Source organism: Pelosinus sp. IPA-1 (assembly GCF_030269905.1).
Taxonomy (GTDB): Bacteria; Bacillota; Negativicutes; order DSM-13327; family DSM-13327; genus Pelosinus.
On the sequence record NZ_BSVC01000001.1, the window covers coordinates 263,922 to 280,026 of the forward strand.

The 16,105-nt window shown below is 37.5% G+C and carries 13 protein-coding genes and 1 pseudogene; 10 read left to right on the forward strand and 4 right to left on the reverse strand.

The genetic code is table 11. The annotated features are described in order from the left end of the window. Positions 1–169: 169 nt before the first annotated feature. The 9 genes and pseudogenes from QSJ81_RS01160 to QSJ81_RS01200 all read left to right on the forward strand — a co-directional run bounded on the left by QSJ81_RS01160 (position 170) and on the right by QSJ81_RS01200 (position 12,079). On the forward strand, positions 170–1,204 hold the full coding sequence (locus QSJ81_RS01160; RefSeq protein WP_285715580.1) for a glycosyltransferase family 9 protein: 1,035 nt from the start codon (positions 170–172) through the stop codon (positions 1,202–1,204). A 227-nt stretch (positions 1,205–1,431) separates the two neighbouring features. Beyond that, a pseudogene (locus QSJ81_RS01165) lies at positions 1,432–2,823 on the forward strand (PTS mannitol transporter subunit IIBC); the annotation flags it as partial. A gap of 118 nt (positions 2,824–2,941) precedes the next feature. Next, positions 2,942–5,077, forward strand: coding sequence for a PRD domain-containing protein (locus tag QSJ81_RS01170; protein ID WP_285715581.1), 2,136 nt, complete (start codon positions 2,942–2,944; stop codon positions 5,075–5,077). A gap of 2 nt (positions 5,078–5,079) precedes the next feature. Continuing rightward, entirely contained in the window at positions 5,080–6,930 is a 1,851-nt protein-coding gene (locus tag QSJ81_RS01175; RefSeq protein WP_285715582.1) for a PTS mannitol transporter subunit IICBA, read from the forward strand. A gap of 31 nt (positions 6,931–6,961) precedes the next feature. Beyond that, complete coding sequence (gene pfkB / locus QSJ81_RS01180; RefSeq protein WP_285715583.1) at positions 6,962–7,894, forward strand: 1-phosphofructokinase; 933 nt, start codon at positions 6,962–6,964, stop codon at positions 7,892–7,894. 28 nt (positions 7,895–7,922) lie between these two features. Then, on the forward strand, positions 7,923–9,182 hold the full coding sequence (locus tag QSJ81_RS01185; protein WP_285715584.1) for a zinc-binding dehydrogenase: 1,260 nt from the start codon (positions 7,923–7,925) through the stop codon (positions 9,180–9,182). Positions 9,183–9,639: 457 nt separating this feature from the next. Further along, positions 9,640–10,335 carry a response regulator transcription factor gene (locus QSJ81_RS01190; protein WP_285715585.1) on the forward strand — a complete coding sequence of 232 codons (696 nt, stop codon included), beginning with the start codon at positions 9,640–9,642 and terminating at the stop codon, positions 10,333–10,335. Next, positions 10,328–11,452 (forward strand): sensor histidine kinase, encoded by a 1,125-nt coding sequence (locus QSJ81_RS01195; protein WP_285715586.1) that lies wholly within the window; start codon positions 10,328–10,330, stop codon positions 11,450–11,452. The genes QSJ81_RS01190 and QSJ81_RS01195 overlap by 8 nt, the downstream gene beginning before the upstream one ends. Positions 11,453–11,554: 102 nt before the next feature. After that, entirely contained in the window at positions 11,555–12,079 is a 525-nt protein-coding gene (locus QSJ81_RS01200) for a hypothetical protein (protein WP_285715587.1), read from the forward strand. 213 nt (positions 12,080–12,292) lie between these two features. Here QSJ81_RS01200 and QSJ81_RS01205 read toward each other — a convergent pair whose 3' ends face one another. Continuing rightward, positions 12,293–12,490, reverse strand: a complete 198-nt coding sequence (locus QSJ81_RS01205) for a hypothetical protein (RefSeq protein WP_285715588.1) — start codon at positions 12,488–12,490, stop codon at positions 12,293–12,295. Positions 12,491–12,757: 267 nt separating this feature from the next. On the opposite strand from QSJ81_RS01205, the gene QSJ81_RS01210 reads away from it, so the two are divergent. Further along, positions 12,758–12,967: a hypothetical protein gene (locus tag QSJ81_RS01210; RefSeq protein WP_285715589.1), complete on the forward strand. Its 210-nt coding sequence runs from the start codon at positions 12,758–12,760 to the stop codon at positions 12,965–12,967. 58 nt (positions 12,968–13,025) lie between these two features. Here the strand turns inward: QSJ81_RS01210 and QSJ81_RS01215 are convergent, their stop codons facing one another. From QSJ81_RS01215 to QSJ81_RS01225, 3 genes are all read right to left on the reverse strand, one after another. After that, on the reverse strand, positions 13,026–13,466 hold the full coding sequence (locus QSJ81_RS01215) for a hypothetical protein (protein WP_285715590.1): 441 nt from the start codon (positions 13,464–13,466) through the stop codon (positions 13,026–13,028). Positions 13,467–13,806: 340 nt separating this feature from the next. After that, positions 13,807–14,922: a mannosyltransferase family protein gene (locus tag QSJ81_RS01220; RefSeq protein WP_285715591.1), complete on the reverse strand. Its 1,116-nt coding sequence runs from the start codon at positions 14,920–14,922 to the stop codon at positions 13,807–13,809. Positions 14,923–14,941: 19 nt separating this feature from the next. Beyond that, complete coding sequence (locus QSJ81_RS01225) at positions 14,942–16,090, reverse strand: glycosyltransferase (RefSeq protein WP_285715592.1); 1,149 nt, start codon at positions 16,088–16,090, stop codon at positions 14,942–14,944. Positions 16,091–16,105: the final 15 nt, after the last annotated feature.

Here is a 16,105-nt window from a genome sequence, read left to right on the forward strand (position 1 = left end):
GTAAGACTAGGTATGGTTCATGACCTTATTAAATGGATTAGTAGTAGAGGTAATATTTGAGTCTTATCTTCACTTTATAGAAGGGAAAAACAGGATTTTTTTGCCGAAAAAAGGTACAATAATAAATAGGTTGTTTTTTCTATAACATTAGGCAAAGGTAGGTATTTTTGTGTCCAAGGAAATATTAATTATTCGATTAAGCTCGATTGGCGATGTCATTCACTGTACGCCAGTGGCAAGATCTTTGAAAGCGGCTTGGCCAGATTGTAGAATCACCTGGCTTGTTGGGGAGGTTTCAGCGGATCTTTTAAAAGAGAATCCTTACATAGATGAAATTATAGTTTGGTCTAGGGAAAAGTTTGAAAAGAAATTAAGAACATTCCAATTTAAGGAAGCTTTTGAGATGTGGCGCGAATTAAGAAGTAAATTACAAAAAAAAGATTTTTATGCGGCTCTTGATATACATGGCTTATTTTTAACCGGGATGATAATAAGAGAGGTAAAAACAACAAGACGTATCGGTATGAGGGATGCAAGAGAATTAAACCCACATTTTATGACCAAGACGGGTAAATCGCTAGGCAAACATATTACAGATAAGTATCTTGGTGTTCTACCCTGTTTGGGGATCCAATCAGTGGATCATAGGATGAGCCTTAGTATACCAGAAGACGCTAGAGCATTTGCCAAAAGCTTTTTTGCGGAGCATGCTGTGCTTGCACATGAAAAAATTCTAATATTAATTATCGCAACGACTTGGCCTACAAAAAATTGGCCGCCTGCTTATTTTATAGAAGCTGTTAAGCTTCTAGCTAAGGATTTTAAGATTATTATGTGTGGTGGTAGGGGAGAATTGAATATCGGCAAAGAGATTGAGGGCCAAGCAGGTGTAAAAATCGTGAATGCGATTGGTCAAACCGGTTTACTAGAGATGGCAGCTTTAATCGAGCAAGCTTCCGTCCTAGTAGCAGGAGATACGGGACCTCTTCATATGGCAGGGGCACTTGGAGTACCAACCGTAGGGATATTTGGACCAACAGATCCAGCTACATATGCACCCTTAGGTGAGCAAAATGGAATCGTTTCTAGTCAACTGTCCTGCAATTATTGTCATAAGCAAAGGTGCCCTAAGGGAGAGGCAAGTTGTATGAACAGCATTACTCCTCAGAGAGTAGTTCAAAAAGTGTATGATGTTGCTAGATAAATAAATTTAAGAGTTTAATGGGAGAATGAGAGATTCAAGTAGGGATAAAATATGTCTTATACTTGGATCTTTAATTTTGTCTCTAATCACTATGGACTTATGCATATATCTTTAAATTGAAGGTTTGTATAAAAGGACTTATAATGACATTACCGGAATAGAGAGAATATTTCTGCAGAAAAAACTTGGCGATTTGCGGTGAAAAAAATGAGGGAGGTTAATATTTGATGTCAACTATTCAACTGAATACTCAAACAGGCACCACGAGTACAAGCCAAAAAAACATTCAGAAATTTGGCAGATTTTTAAGTGGCATGGTAATGCCCAATATCGGAGCCTTTATCGCATGGGGCTTAATTACAGCATTTTTTATCCCTACTGGTTGGGTGCCAAATGAATATTTAAGCAAACTGGTTGGGCCAATGATTATCTACTTGCTTCCCCTTTTGATCGGCTACACCGGCGGTAAAATGGTGGCAGATAGCCGGGGCGGTGTTCTTGGTGCAATTGCAACTATCGGTGTGATAGTTGGGGTGGACATCCCTATGTTCATTGGTGCCATGATTATGGGGCCTCTTGGTGGCTATGTAATTAAGAAGTTCGACGAAACGATAGAAGGAAAAGTACCGGCTGGCTTTGAAATGTTAATTAACAACTTTTCAGCAGGTATCCTTGGCGCATTACTGGCATTATTAGCTTATACAGGAATTGGACCCGTGGTTGTATCCTTAAATGTATTTCTTAAAAATGGGGTAGAAGGCATTGTAAATGCAGGCTTATTGCCTTTAGTCTCCTTGTTTATTGAACCAGGAAAAATACTATTTTTAAATAATGCAATGAATCACGGTATCTTAAGTCCAATTGGCATACAACAAGCCAAAGAAGTAGGGAAATCCGTATTCTTCTTATTAGAAGCCAATCCTGGTCCTGGTCTAGGAATCTTACTTGCTTATTGGGCATTCTCTAAAGGCATGATCAAACAATCGGCACCAGGGGCTGTGATTATTCACTTCTTGGGTGGTATCCATGAAATTTATTTTCCTTATGTATTAATGAATCCACTTCTGTTACTCGCAGTTATTGGCGGGGGTGCAAGCGGCGTATTTACTTTTAATCTATTAGGTGCTGGCTTAGTAGCAAGTCCTTCTCCTGGTAGTATCTTTGCAGTGTTAGCTATGATACCAAAAGGCGGTTACTTTTCAGTACTTACTGGGGTACTGGTATCAACAGTTGTATCCTTTTTAATTGCTTCTGTATTTGTCAAACAAGCCAGTGCAAAACAGGATGATTCTCAATTAGAGGAAGCAAGAGAAAGTGTAAAAGAGCTCAAGGGCAGCCCAATGAGAAAAACAGTTAAGAAAGTAATTTTTGCTTGTGATGCGGGGATGGGGTCAAGCGCTATGGGGGCAACAACCTTGCGTAATAAATTTCAAAAAGCGGGTCTCAAGATTGAAGTAGTGAATTGTGCTATTGAGGCCATTCCTGCAGATGCTGAAATTGTTATTACTCATGAAAGTTTAACAGAAAGAGCAAAAACGATTGCTGCACATGCAGAGCATATTTCCATTAGTAATTTTCTAACGAGTCCTAAATATGATGAACTAGTTAGCCGATTACGTTAAGTATGGGGAAATGATTACATCAGGTAAACTGAGGCTAACTTGCTCTTAGTTTACCTGATAGTTTTAAAAATAGGGACAGTATAATAGCGATAAGGTAAGGGTATGGAGGGATTTTATGCAAGATAATAAACTGAATTCACGGATGAAAAAAATCTTGCTTAGAATTTGTGCAGAAGATAAGTATGTAACGATTTCTGCCATTGCCAAAGAATTAGGTGTTAGTGCAAAAACAATTTTAAGAGAATTACAAGAAGTGGAAGATTGGCTTATTTCCAAAGGATGCAGTCTGAGTAAAAAGACAGGGGCAGGTATTAAGGTAAATGGTAGTCACGATAGAAAGACAATGATTCTTGAGATTCTAAAAGGGGAAAAGGAAGAGAACTTATATTCCCCAAAAGAAAGACAAATCGTGATTGTTAGTGAGTTATTGCAGAATCAAGAATCAGTTAAGTTATATAATTTTACTAAAATATTAAAAGTAACAGAGGGAACAATTAGTAACGATTTAGATAAAGTAGAACAGTGGTTTAAAAAACAAGGAATTACATTGGTCAGAAAACCTGGTTTAGGGGTTTATATTGAAGGCCCAGAAACTAATATTCGAAAAGCTATGGTGCATTTTATTTATGAGAATATCGAAGAAGACCAATTACTAGGAGTTATAAGAAATAGCTTAGTGAAATCGACGAATCAAGCAACGGATATTGAAACAAAAACTCGTAGAAGATTACTAAACCTAATTGATAAAGAAGTGATTCATAAATTAGAATCATCGATACATGAAGCAGAAGAAAAAATGGAGCATAAGCTAGCGGACAGTGCTTATGTAGGGTTAATTGTTCATTTAGCGCTTGCTGTGCAAAGAATCAGAAAGAATGAAGAAATTACAATTGACCAAGAGTTTTTGCAAGAATTAAAAAGATATCCGGAGTATTTGGTGGCAACAGATATGGTGGCTAGTATTGCAAAAAATTTTGGCATCAATATCCCAGAATCTGAAATTGGTTATATTACGATGCATATTAGAGGTTCAAAAAACCGGAATGATTATATAAAAGATACTAGCAAAATTGTCGGTAATTTTGAATTGGTGAAGATTTCAAAGGAAATCATTAAAATTGCGGAAAGAGAAACAGGGCGTCTATTAATCCAAAATGAAAATTTACTTGTCGGCTTAGTCAATCATTTGGGGCCAGCTATTAGTCGATTGAAAATGAACTTAGATATTCGAAATCCTTTTTTGGAAGAAATTAAAAACTTCTATCCTGAGCTAGTAGCCATTAGTAGAAAATGTGCTGTCGTGGTAGAAAAACAATTAGGTATTATTATGCCTGACTCTGAGATTGCCTATATCGCAATGCACCTAGGAGCTGCTATCGAAACGGGTAAACGGTTGCCAAAACCTGTATATCGTTGTGCCATTGCTTGCTCAACTGGCATGGGGACTTCTAGATTGTTGGCAACAAAGATAGAAAAAGAGTACGACAACATTCAAATAGTAGAGATTATTTCTACGATTCACATTGAAGAAACAAGGCTAAAAGAAAAAAAAATTGACTTCATTATTTCAACAGTTTCGATTGATTATTGTTCTATTCCAGTAGTAACTGTCAATCCGTTACTCTTTGAAGAAGATAAAAATAGAATCAACACTCAAATGAAATTGTTAGTAAATAAGGTGGAGTATTATCCTAGTAAAAATGTTGATGGAGTTAGATTTGAAGATAAACTGCATGTACTGCAGCAATATGCAGTGGCAATTCTTGAAATTCTAGAAAATTTTTTCACCCTAAAAGACTATGAATCTAATACGATAGAAGAAATGATTCAGGGGGTAAGTTCCTTACTAGGTACAAATGATGAAATGGTAAATCAGTTAGCTACAGCCTTACAAGACAGAGAAGAAAAGGGTGGAACTTTTATTACAGGACATGGGTTTGTTCTACTTCATTGCCGGACAGAGGCAATGAAAAAACTACATTTTGGTGTAGTGCAGAACGTAAAACAAATTTATGCAATGAATGGAAAGGGAGAAAAAGAAGAAGTTACACTAGGAATTATTATGATAGCACCAGAAAAAAGTAGCGAACATGCGATAGAAACAATCAGCCATCTTAGTAAGATGCTTGTAGAAAGACCTGATTTTATCAGGCTGCTACAAGAAGGAGCAGAGAAAGACGCAGTGAAAGAAGTAAGCAATGTATTAGAAGAATTTTATTGGATGAAAAATAAAAATCTTATGGGGGTATAAATATGGGTGAGGGTAGAATACAAGAAAAAGTCCAAAAGTTTGGTCGATTTTTAAGTGGCATGGTAATGCCGAACATTGGAGCGTTTATCGCTTGGGGCTTAATCACAGCACTTTTTATTCCTACGGGATGGTTACCAAGTGAATATTTAAGCAAACTAGTTGGACCGATGATAATCTATTTACTTCCTCTCTTGATTGGTTATACCGGTGGTAAAATGGTGTCAGATAGTCGGGGTGGTGTTCTAGGGGCAATTGCTACCATTGGTGTGATAGTTGGGGTTGATATCCCTATGTTTATTGGCGCCATGATTATGGGGCCTCTTGGTGGCTATGTTATCAAAAAGTTTGATGAGGCGATTGAAGGAAAAGTACCAGCTGGCTTTGAGATGTTAATCAATAACTTCTCAGCAGGTATTATTGGTGCATTACTGGCATTATTAGCTTATACAGGAATTGGCCCTGTGGTTGTATCTTTAAATGTAATTCTTAAAAATGGAGTAGAAAGCATTGTAAATGCAGGCTTATTGCCGTTAGTCTCCTTGTTTATTGAACCAGGAAAAATATTATTTTTAAATAATGCTATGAATCATGGTATCTTAAGTCCAATTGGCATACAACAAGCAAAAGAAGTAGGAAAATCCGTATTCTTCTTATTAGAAGCCAATCCTGGCCCAGGTCTTGGTATTCTACTTGCTTACTGGATGTTTTCTAAAGGCATGATCAAACAATCCGCACCAGGAGCTATAATTATTCACTTCTTGGGTGGTATCCATGAAATTTATTTCCCGTATGTATTAATGAACCCACTTCTCTTACTTGCTGTTATTGGTGGGGGCGCGAGCGGCGTATTTACGTTTAATCTATTAGGTGCTGGCTTAGTAGCAAGTCCTTCTCCCGGTAGTATCTTTGCAGTGTTGGCTATGATACCAAAAGGCGGTTACTTTGCAGTACTCACCGGAGTTCTGGTATCGACAGTCGTTTCCTTTTTAATCGCTTCCATCTTTGTTAAACAAGCTAGTGCAAAACAAGATGATTCTCAATTGGAAGAAGCAAAAGAAAGTGTGAAAGAACTTAAAGGTAATATCGTTAAACACCACGATATTAAGAAAATTATCTTCGCCTGTGATGCAGGCATGGGGTCGAGTGCGATGGGGGCAACAACCTTACGCAACAAATTTAAGAAAGCTGGATTTAATATCGAGGTGGTGCATTGTGCGATTGAAGCGATTCCTAGTGATGCTCAAATCGTCGTCACTCACGAAAAGCTAGCGGCTCGCGCAAAAAGTAAAGCACCTAATTCTGAATATATATTAGTAAGAGATTTTATCGATAATCCTGTTTTTGAAACAATAAGTAAAAGGCTACAGCCTATAAATGGTTCCGTTATTGTAGAAGAAAATACTGATGATAAAGAAGATAGTGCAATTTTACGGAAAAGTAATATTCTCTTAGGTTTAAAAAGCATGGAAAGAGATGAAGTCATTCGCATGGCCGGCAGTTTGCTCTATAAGAGCGGTTATGTAGATGAAGAGTATATTGAAGCTATGATTGAAAGAGAAAAGGATCTTACGACCTATATTGGTAAAGGAATTGCCATTCCTCATGGTGTAGGTAAAGCAAAAGAAAATATTAAAAAATCTGGAATGGTTGTCTTGCAGTTCCCAGAAGGAGTTTCCTTTGGTGACGAAACGGCTTATATGGTAATTGGTATCGCAGGTGTAGGAAATGAACATTTGAGTATTCTTTCTAACATTGCTACCGCGATTAATGAAGAAGATGATAGTATGGTAGAGGTACTGAGAACAACAACAGATAGTGAATATATCTATAACTTATTTCATAGCTCAAATTAGCACAAAAAAATCAAGTCTCTGGAGGAAAATAATGATAATTACTGTTACTTTAAATCCAGCAGTTGATAAAACAGTAGAAATTAATGATCTGCATATAAATAGGGTGAATCGAGTAGCTTCGGCAAGGGTAGATGCAGGAGGCAAGGGGATTAACGTTTCAAAGGTTATATTAAACTTAGAAGGGAAAAGTAAGGCCATTGGGTTCCTTGGCGGCAAAGCAGGGACTTTTATCAAAGGTTATCTAGATGAAATGGGTATTGCCAATGAATTTGTTTTTGTCAAAGGGGAAACTAGGACGAATCTCAAGATTGTAGATCCGATGCAACATACAAATACGGATATAAATGAAATAGGACCAGATATCACCCTTGAGGATAGTAAAAAAATTGATAATATTATTTCAGAGTCTGTCAATGAAAAAACCGTTATTGTTTTCTCGGGCAGTGTCCCTCCTAATGTAGATCTTGCCACCTATCAAAAGTGGATTCAAAGGGCAAAAGAAAAGGGTGCCAAGGCTATTCTTGATGCAGATGGAGAACTGTTACAACTAGGAATTGAAGCGGGACCATATCTGATAAAACCAAATATTCATGAACTAGAAAGACTACTTGCCAGAAAGATTAATAGCATGGAAGACACGGTAGAATGTGCTAAAGATCTTATGGGAAAATACGGTATAGAAATTGTAGTTGTTTCTATGGGAGAGAAGGGAGCCTTGTTTCTAAATAAACAGGTTACTATCTTTGCTGAGGGTATTAAAGTAGATGTGAAAAGCACTGTGGGAGCAGGCGATTCAATGGTAGCTGCCCTTGCTTACGCCATAGATAAAGGAAGTTCTTTTGAAGACGCAGTAACACTGGCTGTTGCTGCTGGCACGGCCAATGTAATGACTTGTGGTACAGAACCTAGTTCTCTTGAGGTAATTAGAGAACTAGAGAAAAAAGTACAGTGGAAGTATTTGTAACATTAAAATTGATAAAGGTGGCTATAAAATGAAAACAAGAGCAGTACGATTATATGGTAAAAAAGATTTACGGTTAGATGAGTTTGAATTACCTGAAATAAAAGAAGATGAAATATTAGTACAGGTCATTTCCGATAGTATTTGTATGTCGAGCTACAAGGCAGCAGTACTGGCAAGCGATCACAAAAGAGTTCCTGCAGATATTGCCGAGTATCCGATTATCATTGGACATGAAATGGCTGGTAATATTGTTGAAGTGGGTTCTAAATGGAAAGATCAGTTTAAAGTTGGAGAAAAATTTTCTATGCAGCCAGCTTTGAATTATAAGGGCAGTATGGATTCTCCTGGTTATTCTTACCGTTATTGTGGTGGGGCTGCTACCTATGTGATTATGCCTCAGGAAGTTATGGAGCTAGGATGCTTACTCAAATATGAAGGTGAATCTTATTATGAAGCGTCCTTGGCAGAGCCAATGTCTTGTATTATTGGATCTTTTCATGCCAATTACCATACGACAATGGGCAGCTATGAGCACAAAATGGGAATTGCTGAAGGCGGAAAGTTGGCTATTTTAGCTGGGGCAGGCCCAATGGGACTTGGTGCAATTGATTATGCGCTCCATTGTGACCGAAGACCAAAAATGATTGTAGTAACGGATGTGGATGAGAACAGACTAAAAAGAGCAGAGAGTATTTTTTCCATAGAAGAAGCTAAGGAAAATGGTATTGAACTTGTTTTTGTAAATACAAAAGATATGGCGGACGCACCTGGATATTTGCGAAATATTACGGGGGGCACTGGGTTTGATGATGTTTATGTGTTTGCTCCAGTAAAACCATTAGTGGAACAAGGCGATAAAATTTTAGGACGAGATGGTTGCTTGAACTTCTTTGCAGGTCCTACAGATATTAATTTCTCTGGAGAGTGTAATTTTTATAATGTACACTATAATTCCACTCATATTGTTGGGACTACTGGAGGGAATACCAATGATATGATTGAATCATTACGGATGACAGAGAAGAAGCTAATTAATCCAGCTGTTATGGTCACTCATATAGGCGGGCTTGATAGTGCCGCTGAGGCTACTTTAAGGTTGCCAGAGGTACCAGCGGGGAAAAAATTAATTTATACCAGTATCAACATGGAATTAACGGCAATTGCTGATTTTGCAGAACTGGGTAAAGAAAATCCCCATTATGCAAAACTAGCTGAAATAACCCAAAGAAATAAGGGATTATGGTGCACGGAAGCAGAAAAATACCTGTTAGAAAATTGGAGTAAATAAGAAGAAGGCCTATAAATCTCAGTTATGAGATTTATAGGCCTTCTTTATTGCTATAGGATAAGAATGTTGAAACACAGAGAACACAGAGCACCACAGAGGGCGCAGAGTAGCATTTATAATATGGTTTGCCATAAAAATCTCCTATTCTCTGTATCCTCTGCGTCTCTGCGGTTCAATTCCCTTTTCCCTCCTATCCAATTTTTTCTTTGTGCTCTCTGTGTCTTTGTGTTTCAAAAAAATTGTTATCCCACACAATTCCCCAAAGGAATTTATATCCTTCATGTCTTCGTGTTTAAAATGTTTTTAATTAATATGCCAAGGCGTTTTTCTTAATCTACCTCCATCATTTCTCCACAAATGGTTTGTATAATATTATATGGGATGCACATTCTGTAATTGTAAGGTATGATTGTTTTAATGATATTTTAGTGCGTAAGTGAGAAGAAGAGGTGTTAATGTGAAGGTATTAGTCGTAGATGATGATGAAAAAATCTTAAAAGTACTAGTTACGTATTTAAATAAGGAAGGATATGTAACAGAAACAGCACAGGATGGTTTATCAGCAATTGCTAAAGTCGATAAAGGTAATCCAGATATAGTGTTACTGGACGTAATGTTACCAGGAATGGATGGCTGGGGCGTTTGCAAAGAAATTAGACGTAAAAGCAATGTGCCAATTATTATGCTGACGGCTAGAGTGGAGGAGGCTGACCGGATCATTGGTTTGGAGATTGGTGCCGATGACTATGTTACGAAACCCTTTAGCCCACGAGAGGTGATCGCCAGGATCAGGGCTATTCTTCGAAGGGTACAGCCTGTAGAGCAGAAAGGAGAAATGCAGGCTGTGTTGCGGTTCGGAGATCTAATCTTGCAGCCTCATAACCATAATGTAATTGTAAAGGGAACAACCATGGAATTAACACCTACGGAATATAAAATGCTGGAATTATTTATAGAACATCCAAAACAAGTTTTTTCAAGGCTGCAATTGATTGAAAAAGTACAGGGATATACCTTCGAAGGCTATGAGCGAACCGTTGATTCACATATAAAAAATCTGCGAAAAAAACTAGGTGAACCCTTTGGAGAATCTCCTTATATAAAAACCGTATATGGCGTCGGCTACAAATTGGCAGGTGAACAGCATGCGTAGTTTGCTTGCTAAGGTAACGATTATCTTTTTTACCACAACGACAGCTGTTGTTGTTGGGTTAATGCTTGTCGTAAATTTCCAGGTATCATCTCATTTTAGTCGCTATTTGAATATGCATGAAATGCATGGAATGCGGAATCATGGAGAAATGATGTCTATGATGGGAGGGCCAGAAATACAATTTATTAGCTCCTTACAACACTCCTTGTTATTCGTTGTTGGCGCTATGTTACTGATAGGTCTTATTGTGAGTTATTATCTAGCCCGTAGTATTACAATACCCATGATTGAACTTAATAAGGCGGTTAATGACGTGGCGGCAGGTAATCTTGATGCTAGTGTGATAGTGAATCGTCAGGATGAGGTTGGACAACTGGCAATGGCATTTAATGCTATGACGGCAAAGTTGAAATCCAATACTATTCTTCGGCAACGGTTTTTAGCTGGGGTAGCTCATGAACTTCGTACGCCACTCACTATTTTAAAGGCGAATCTAGAAGGTATTGGTGATGGAATTATCGAGGCTGATAAGGAACAAATAGATTCTTTAACAGAAGAAGTAGATCGATTAACAAAGATGGTCAATGACTTAAGGGATCTCTCTTTATTAGAGACGGGACAAATCCATCCTGAATGTACAACTTTTGATATTAATTCGATTTTGCGCCAAGTGGTGAGTAAAATGAAATCTGTAGCGGAGGAAAAAGGGCTTGCCCTTAACCTAGAAACAAATAAGATGCCTCCACTTTGGGGCGATGCTGCTATGGTTAATCAGATTCTGTATAATCTCGTTATCAATGCAATTCGGTATACAAGTGCAGGAGGTAAGGTTACTGTCACAGCAATTGAAGAGGCGGGTATGGCAAAAATAAGTGTAATTGATACGGGAATCGGAATTAGCGCAGAAGATCAGGAACATATTTTTGATTATTTTTATCGCGTCGATCCAGCGCGGACGAAAAAAAGTGGCGGTACGGGTCTTGGGCTTGCTATTGTCAAACAACTAGCCTTGGCCCAGGGAGGACAGATTCATGTAACAAGTACCTTAGGACATGGCAGCTCATTTTCATTGCTATTACCCTTGAAAATTCATGAAAATCTCACAGTTTCTCCATAAAAAATCCACATTCTTCGATTATACTATGAATATAGAAGGCATCTTATCAGTTACAGGATACTGATCAAGAGCTAAGCATATAAAATGTGGAGGGAAATAAATATGAAAAAGAAAATCTTATTAATGGTAGCGCTAGCGGCGCTTATTGCGATACCCGTTTTTGCAGCAACAGAGTCTGTTAATCCAATGAATGAACATCATAGTCAAATGATGACTCATCATCAACAAATGATCGAGCAAGCTGTTACCGATGGAACCATTACAACTGAAGAGGCAGCCACCTTAAAAGAAAACATGGAGAAAGTAGCACCTATCATGCAAAAAATCATGCAAAAGGGTGGCATGATGGGGAATGGCATGATGAAGAATCATGATAAGATGCAAGGCGACCATAATCAAATGATGAACCACCATCAACAAATGATCGAGCAAGCGGTTACCGATGGAACGATTACAAGTGAAGAAGCAGCTACCTTGAAAGAAGGCATGGAGAAAACAGCACCTATCATGCAGAAAATAATGCAAAAGGGTGGCATGATGGGTAAGGGCATGATGAAGAATCATGAGAAGATGCAAAACGGTATGATGGAAAATGGTAATAACAGTGGACCATGTGTGAACCAATAATTAATGAGCAAAGAACCAGAACTATTTCTGGTTCTTTTTTTTTGCACATATTATAATACCATTTTGCAGGGATTTCAGAGTCCTTTTAGCAACCATAGGGGTATTTTGTATCATTGGAGTTGGAAATACAGGAAAATCATCCCAATTAGGCTAATGAAAAACCTCCTATGGTAGAAAAAATAACTACCGTAGGAGGTTTTACTTTTAATAGATTTAATCACTTTGTGTTCCCTTTAACGTGTTTATACACCATCCAAAAGTCTTGCCTTCCTTGACTCCTTTCTTTAATCTTTCTTCTAGTTGCTTAGATTGTTGTAATGTTTTAGTTAAGACATATATAGAATTATCTTGCTTATCACTAAAAAAGGAGTCTATCTCTACTTTGAAACCCATTCTGGAGATCGTAATCACATGCAATCCTCCTTGCCTAGTTTTAGGTAAATTTCCTTTCTTATTACATGTCCGAATCAATAAATACAGTCTAAGTATTCCCTAAATTTTTTTATCATAATATTCTGAATCCCTTACAAATGTAATGCAATATAATATAAATACATGCCCTAATTTTAAATTGGTTTATATTGCATTATTTAATCAGATGAGAGTATAATATAAATGGGCATATGCTCAATAATTCTAGTTGGTTATATATAATAAAATAAAGGGGGCAGATCCATCGTGAATCGAAAATTTGAGTGTAGTGATTGCGGCGAAGTTTGGGAAGTAGAACCTTGTACAGAAGGGGGCAAACATGGATATGAAATTCCATGCCCAAAATGTAATAGTATGAAGAAAATAAAATTGGCACAGGATGGTACGCGCCATGCTTGTGGGGGTCACGGACATCATGGTCATAACCACGGGGGCGGATGCTGTGGCGGTCACTAAAACGTATTTTAGAAAAAAGGTGTAAGGATTATAATCCTCACACCTTTTTTTCTATATTTTATTCGTAGTCGTTGTTAACATCAGATTTAGCAGTCATTGTGCCATATTGTTTCTTGCTTTGTTGTGTTTGGCTGCTAGTTGCTTGGCTTTGGTTAGAAGTACTAGAAGAATAATCATTATTGGCATCGGATAAGGCGGTCATTGTGCCGAATTGACTCTTACTTTGCTGTGTTTGATTGCTGCTAGCTGCTTGGTTTTGGTTGTTAAAGCTATTTGAAAAATTTTGGCTACTGGAGCTAGAATAGTCATTATTAGCGTCTGACAAGGCAGTCATTGTACCAAATTTATTTTTACTTTGTTGGGTTTGGCTGCTAGTTGCCTGGTTTTGGGTAGAGCTAGAATAATCATTATTAGCGTCTGAAGTAGCAGTTAAAGTTCCAAATTGATTTTTACTTGAAGATAATTTACTTTGTTTATTGTTTTGGTTATTTTTGTTCATAATTGTGCCCCCTTTTATTTTTGTATTTATGGTGCAATCTTATTTTCCCCTATTTTCTTATTGAATATGTTACTGAAAATCAGCCTTTAATGGGTAACTAAGGAAGAAAATTATCCGATGACTAAACCGCTCTAAGATTCCCATCTTCATCTCGTTAACAGTCTGTAATTCCCTGCCCTTGACGACCAGGGAAACAGGCTGTAAATTCGAAATAAGTTCGTTCTAAGGGTCTCCGGACCCAAGGCTCACTTATATAAGCGGGAGTTAAGAGCGGTTAAGTTCCTGGATAAGTGTGACTAAGATTCAGATGAGTTAAAACTCCATCTGAATCAAGTCTTCTTTATCCGATCCAATACCAGTTGATAAATAGGGATGTAAATAAGACTAAAAAGAAGGCACTTAGAAAAATATAGCAATAAAAAATCTTAGAAGGGAGTTGGCCCCAAAATAAATAAAGCGGGAAAATAGGAAGGATAAAGCGAGACATGCTGTATAATGGTAGCTCAGAAGTTGTAGAGGATAGAGGAATCAAAAACCAAATCCAGCCAATGAGTAAATAGGAAGTGGGAATTTTAAACTGTAATAAAAAGGTGAGGGCGAAAAAGCCTATCAACCCGATAATGACAGTAAAGGTATCTAATGCTATGCCAGGCTGACTGTAAGGATTGTTAGAAAAGGTTAGAGGGAGATTCGCCCAAAGATTATACCAAGGCGGTGCGAAGTGCCTGCCCCAATTTTGTTGGGAATTAACAAATGAAATGGGATCTCCTAGCAAATAAAAGTTATATAGCATATAGAATGATAGTGCGATTGGCGGAATGAATAAGGGAATTGCTGTAAGAAGAGATTTTCCTGATTTTGGATATTTTTTCCAAAATTCATAGAGTAAAAACAGAAAAAGAAAAATACCTAGGTTTCTGGTTACGGCAGCAAATGCACCAGCAATTCCTCCATACCACCATTTTTCTAACCTTGAAAAATAGACGCAGAGAAGTGAAAAGGTGATAAATAATGGTTCAGTATAAATGCTATTAAGAAAAAGAGAGGTTGGCATCACTGCGTAAGCTACGAGAGCATGGCTTACTTGCCTCTCGGAAAAATCTAAACGAAAGGTAAGATCCATAATCCAAAAGCTTAAAAAAGTAAATAGATTACAGATTAGTAGTCCTGCAATTGCTATATGTAAACCTAGGTAGGATAATGACTTAATAAAAAGGGTAAGAAGGGGAAAAAAAACAATCGATTTTGCATTATATCCATGTCCAGCCACATAGGTATACCAGTGAGCGTCCCATTTAATCAGTTTTTCAGTTGTCGTTGACATTGGGTAAAGGGACTGGTCCACAAAGCCAGCCGGAGGATGGTGCGGTATTATATCAGACATAAAAAAAGCAATACTAATTAATAGTGTATGTACGAAGAATGCAAGCCATACACGTTTTGAAGGAAGCCTCATATGGTGTTACCCCTTGTGTCTAATTCCAGGAAATTTTACTTGGTATCTCTTGGGTTACTACTAGTTTTTCCTCTTGTGGATTTACAATTAAATGAGCGACAGACCATGTCCATTTTCGATTCGCCGAAAAATTCCAAAAAGTTGATAGCGCAATACCAGTTAATTGACCAACATATATACTCCATCCGAGAAAAAGAAAAGTTTGGGTACATAAAGTTGTTATGGCAATGCCAAGGCTAGAGATTAAAGCAAACTGGCAGAATTGCAGGAGACGTTTTCGAAGAATCTGTTGTTTGCTTCTTTTCCATGTCACTTTATCATTCCATAGAAAGTTATGAAACATTGCGATACAGGAAGAATTAATGGAGGCAGAAATTTCCTCCATATTAAGCAAAGAAAGACAAATGGTTAAACTTAACAAATTGACGAAAGTCCCTAAAATACCAATGGCACAAAAGGTGTAGAATCTGCGATCTTCCGCGCTATGCCCCATTAGTTTAATAATATGCTTTAGATAATTCCACTGCTCTTTGAAATTCATTTTAGATTCTCCAGCGTCTCGGGCAACAAAGGTATAAGGTATTTCATGTACAGTCTGGTACTTGCCTTTTACGAGAATTTCAATTAAAATTTTCCAGCCAATGGGATTTAAGTGGGCTTGGTCGATAACACTTCGCTGAAAGCCGAAATACCCACTGGTTGAATCAGAAATGGAGCGTAACTTCTTAATAGAGAGATAACCGATGCCTCTAGCAATCCCTGATACTAGTTTTCTAAATAGGTTTAACCCCCCGTCAGAGCCCCCCGGTATGAAACGGCTAGGAATTACAATATCTGCGCTGGCTAATCTTTTTAAAATTAAGGGAAGCAACTCGGGAGGATGCTGTAAATCGGCATCCATCACAATGATCTGATTACCTTGAGAGTGAAGAAAACCGTTAACTACAGCAGAAGCTAAGCCGCGTTCATTTGTCCTATGAATATATTTAATCTCTTTGTATTCTTGGGATAGTTCTTCTAATATAGTGGGAGTATCATCTAGACTATCATCGACAAAAACAATTTCGTAGAAATAGTTTTCCTGCTTTAATAAATTTATAATCTTCGTTGCAAGTATTCTAACGTTATTCTTTTCATTAAATGTGGGAATTATGATGCTAAGATCCATGTGAATCCTCATCCT

Coding starts and splice junctions, on each gene's coding strand:
- QSJ81_RS01170 (WP_285715581.1), top strand. CDS start 2,942: ATGCAAGATAATAAACTGAATTCACGGATGAAAAAAATCTTGCTTAGA.
- QSJ81_RS01175 (WP_285715582.1), top strand. CDS start 5,080: ATGGGTGAGGGTAGAATACAAGAAAAAGTCCAAAAGTTTGGTCGATTT.
- pfkB (WP_285715583.1), top strand. CDS start 6,962: ATGATAATTACTGTTACTTTAAATCCAGCAGTTGATAAAACAGTAGAA.
- QSJ81_RS01185 (WP_285715584.1), top strand. CDS start 7,923: ATGAAAACAAGAGCAGTACGATTATATGGTAAAAAAGATTTACGGTTA.
- QSJ81_RS01195 (WP_285715586.1), top strand. CDS start 10,328: ATGCGTAGTTTGCTTGCTAAGGTAACGATTATCTTTTTTACCACAACG.
- QSJ81_RS01200 (WP_285715587.1), top strand. CDS start 11,555: ATGAAAAAGAAAATCTTATTAATGGTAGCGCTAGCGGCGCTTATTGCG.
- QSJ81_RS01215 (WP_285715590.1), bottom strand. CDS start 13,466: ATGAACAAAAATAACCAAAACAATAAACAAAGTAAATTATCTTCAAGT.
- QSJ81_RS01220 (WP_285715591.1), bottom strand. CDS start 14,922: ATGAGGCTTCCTTCAAAACGTGTATGGCTTGCATTCTTCGTACATACA.
- QSJ81_RS01225 (WP_285715592.1), bottom strand. CDS start 16,090: ATGGATCTTAGCATCATAATTCCCACATTTAATGAAAAGAATAACGTT.